We start from the raw sequence: 2,199 nt of genomic DNA, 5'->3' as shown, positions 1-2,199 counted from the left end.
CCGCGCTCCAGCTGCACCCGCACGCCACGGTGGTCGTCGACGAGGCCGCCGCGTCCAAGCTGAAGCTGGCCGACTACTTCCGCCACACCTATGCCGGCAAGCCGGCCTGGCAGGGCATCTGACCCCGGCCGCCGTCGCGCCCGCGGGACCGTGGGGAACGCTCACCCTCACGATGGACTAGACCAGCAGCGGGTGCGACGGTATATAGAGGAGATCACGGAGCGTGCGGGGTGGAGTGCTGGGACGACAACCCGTGCCACGATGGGCCGTGGCCGACGGGGATGTCGGTCGCTTCGGCATCCGGAGCCGGGAAGGCAGAGCATGAGCACCGACGTCAGCAGTGCGGAGAACGAGACCGGCACCACCCGTACCGCGCGCGTGCCCAAGTACTACCGCTTGAAGAAGCACCTGCTCGACATGACAGAGACCCAGGCGCCGGGCACACCGGTCCCGCCGGAGCGCACGCTGGCCGCCGAGTTCGACACCTCCCGCACCACGGTGCGCCAGGCCCTGCAGGAGCTGGTGGTGGAGGGCCGGCTGGAACGCATCCAGGGCAAGGGCACCTTCGTGGCCAAGCCCAAGGTCTCCCAGGCCCTGCAGCTGACCTCCTACACCGAGGACATGCGCGCCCAGGGCCTGGAGCCGACCTCACAGCTGCTGGACATCGGGTACATCACCGCCGACGACCGGCTCGCCGAGCTGCTCGACATCACCCCGGGCGGGCGCGTGCTGCGCATCGAGCGGCTCCGCATGGCCAACGGCGAGCCGATGGCGATCGAGACCACCCACCTGTCCGCCAAGCGCTTCCCGGCGCTCAGGCGCTCGCTGGCGAAGTACACCTCCCTGTACACCGCGCTGGCCGAGGTCTACGACGTCCACCTCGCCGAGGCCGAGGAGACCATCGAGACCTCCCTGGCCACCCCGCGCGAGGCGGGTCTGCTGGGCACCGACGTGGGCCTGCCGATGCTGATGCTCTCGCGCCACTCGCTGGACCGTGAGGGCGGACCGGTGGAGTGGGTGCGCTCGGTGTACCGCGGGGACCGGTACAAGTTCGTGGCCCGGCTGAAGCGGCCCGTGGAGTGACCCGCGGGCACGTTCGCTGAATCGATATACCGATACGCGGACGAGGTCTTCCACTCCCGCGACGGCGTCACCTAGATTGCCTGCCCGTGACACAGGTGATCAGCGAGGGGACGGAGCCGTGGCATGTCCGAAACGCCTGAAGTGAGACCACCGGTGGTGACACCGGGCCGGGTGATCATCGCCCTGTGTCTGATCGCGCCCTTCGTGGCGATGCTGTGGGTCGGCTCGTACGCCAAGACCGATCCCGCGTTCATCGGGATCCCGTTCTTCTACTGGTACCAGATGCTCTGGGTGCTGATCTCCACCGCGCTCACCATGCTGGCGTACCAGCTCTGGCGGCGTGACCAGCGCTCCCGCAAGGGCGCGGACGGGGGTGCGGCGAAGTGAAGGACGGCGTCAACGGCGTCGCGCTCGGCGTCTTCATCTTCTTCTTCCTGGCCGTCACGGTCATGGGCTTCCTGGCCGCGCGCTGGCGCAGGGCCGAGAACGAGCACTCCCTGGACGAGTGGGGCCTGGGCGGCCGGTCGTTCGGCACCTGGATCACCTGGTTCCTGCTCGGCGGTGACCTGTACACGGCCTACACCTTCGTCGCCGTACCGGCGGCGATCTACGCGGCGGGCGCGTCCGGCTTCTTCGCGGTGCCGTACACGATCCTGGTGTACCCGCTGATCTTCACCTTCCTGCCGCGCCTGTGGTCGGTCTCGCACCGGCACGGGTACGTCACCACCTCCGACTTCGTGCGCGGCCGGTTCGGCTCCAAGAGCCTGTCGCTGGCGGTGGCGGTGACCGGCATCCTGGCGACCATGCCGTACATCGCGCTCCAGCTGGTCGGCATCCAGGCGGTGCTGGACGTGATGGGCGTCGGCGGCGGCGAGAACACCAACTGGTTCGTCAAGGACCTGCCGCTGCTCATCGCCTTCGGCGTGCTGGCGGCCTACACCTACTCGTCGGGCCTGCGCGCCCCCGCCCTGATCGCGTTCGTCAAGGACGCGCTGATCTACCTCGTGATCGCGGTGGCGATCATCTACATCCCGATCAAGCTGGGCGGGTTCGACGACATCTTCGCCAAGGCGGGTCACGCCTTCAGCCAGGTGAACAAGGCCACCGGAGAGCCCC

Annotated in this window: 2 protein-coding genes and 2 pseudogenes; all 4 read left to right on the top strand. The window is 68.6% G+C overall.

Translation table 11 applies throughout. The features are described from left to right. Positions 1 to 122 (top strand): annotated as a pseudogene (locus tag IE312_RS39915) (glucosamine-6-phosphate deaminase); the annotation flags it as partial. 199 nt (positions 123 to 321) lie between these two features. After that, on the top strand, positions 322 to 1,083 hold the full coding sequence (locus tag IE312_RS13700) for a GntR family transcriptional regulator (RefSeq protein ID WP_189981533.1): 762 nt from the start codon (positions 322 to 324) through the stop codon (positions 1,081 to 1,083). Positions 1,084 to 1,206: 123 nt separating this feature from the next. Then, entirely contained in the window at positions 1,207 to 1,470 is a 264-nt protein-coding gene (locus tag IE312_RS13695) for a DUF3311 domain-containing protein (protein WP_189981531.1), read from the top strand. Continuing rightward, positions 1,467 to 2,199 (top strand): annotated as a pseudogene (locus tag IE312_RS39910) (sodium:solute symporter family protein); the annotation flags it as partial. The gene IE312_RS13695 and the pseudogene IE312_RS39910, both read left to right, overlap by 4 nt.

Source organism: Streptomyces capoamus, from assembly GCF_014654935.1.
GTDB lineage: Bacteria > Actinomycetota > Actinomycetes > Streptomycetales > Streptomycetaceae > Streptomyces > Streptomyces capoamus.
Note: the sequence above shows the minus strand (reverse complement) of the source record. Positions and strands in the feature narration are given on the sequence as shown.